1 protein-coding gene is annotated in these 1,496 nt (G+C 35.5%); it reads right to left on the reverse strand.

The genetic code is table 11. From position 1 onward, the window contains the following. The coding region (locus QVO66_RS03060; RefSeq protein WP_288172510.1) for a site-specific integrase at positions 1-1,197 on the reverse strand (1,197 nt) is incomplete at its 3' end. Positions 1,198-1,496 lie beyond the last annotated feature (299 nt).

The raw sequence follows: 1,496 nt of genomic DNA on the forward strand, positions 1-1,496 counted from the left end.
TACTTTCATTTCATTGGCAATGGTAGAATTCATTATTTTGGCATAAATACGAGTTGTACGAATGTCCGTATGTCCTAACATTTTGGCAATGGATTCCAAGGAAACCTTATTTGCAATAGCCAGTGATGCAAATGTATGTCTTGCAATATGTGTGGAAAGATTCTTCTGAATACCACATACATCAGCTATTTCTTTCAAATAACTGTTCATTCGTTGGTTGCTGGGAACAGGAAGTAATAATCCTTTTTCATTGCAGATTGGATTTGACTGATATTTCTCTAAAATAAGTCTTGGTATATCCAACAATGGAATGTCACACATATTATCGGTCTTTTCCCTTGCTTTTCTTATCCACCACTCACCATTATCTGCCTGTACAAGGTGTTCCTTTTTCAGATTCTTTACGTCTGTGAAAGCCAAACCGGTGAAGCAACAGAAGATGAATATGTCCCTTACGGTTTGTAATCGTTGAATATCAAAATCTTTATTGATGATTTTGCGAAGTTCCATTTCGTTTAAGAATTCACGGTTACACTTGGTCTGTTTGAAGTGTATTTCTGCAAACGGATCATCAGTTATCCACTTCTTTATCAATGCAGTTTTGATGATTTTCTTTATATTCTTCAGATATTTCACTGTCGCATTTTGCGCACAGTTTTTCTGTATTTTAATGAAATGTTCGAATTTGGTTATAAATTCATAGTTGATTGATTTTAATGGAATATCAGCCAGTTTATACTGTTCACTGATAAACTCCTTCAAATATCTTGCTGTACGTTCGTATCGAAGTACAGTACCTTCGGCATATTCCTTGTTCATCAATTCCCGATATTCTGAATTGTGTTCCTGGAATACTTCAAGCAGCATTTTGGGAGTAGAGTGTTCTCCATAATAGATATTTTTTATAATATCTGCTGTAATAGGTTTACCGTCCTGCTCAAGTTCACGGTGAATTTGAAGGATTTTAGTTCTTATCGTATCAAGATAGTGGTTTATTTCTTGATACTTCTTTTCCCTGCCAATCGCGCATTCTTTTTGCGTATTCCATTTTGTAACATCTATACTTCGCTTGATTTGTACCTCTGCACGTTTTCCGTTTATTGTGATACGCATACAGATTGGTGCTTCTCCATTTTTAAGCAGCTTTGATTTCTTCAGGAAAAACAATACCGTAAAATAGTTTCTTTGCATTGCCATACTCTTCTTTTTTTGATGGTGTAAAAATACATGTTTTGAAAAGAGTTCGTTTTATGCAAAACGCAGAGAATCAGTGAAATATAATCCAATTAGGTGGACTTGTTTTTATGTGGAAATTAAGTCCACCTATTTCACCTCCAGTAAGATGCGGTATTCTGCTTCAATTTGCAGTATGGATAAAAAGAAAAACCGCTGATAATGATTGATTATCAGCGGTTTTCATTGTTTTGCTTTTTGTTTGAGTGATCCGCCTGGGGCTCGAACCCAAGACCCCAACATTAAAAGTGTTGTGCTCTACC

This window comes from Prevotella sp. CAG:255 (genome assembly GCF_000431195.1).
GTDB lineage: Bacteria > Bacteroidota > Bacteroidia > Bacteroidales > Bacteroidaceae > Prevotella > Prevotella rara.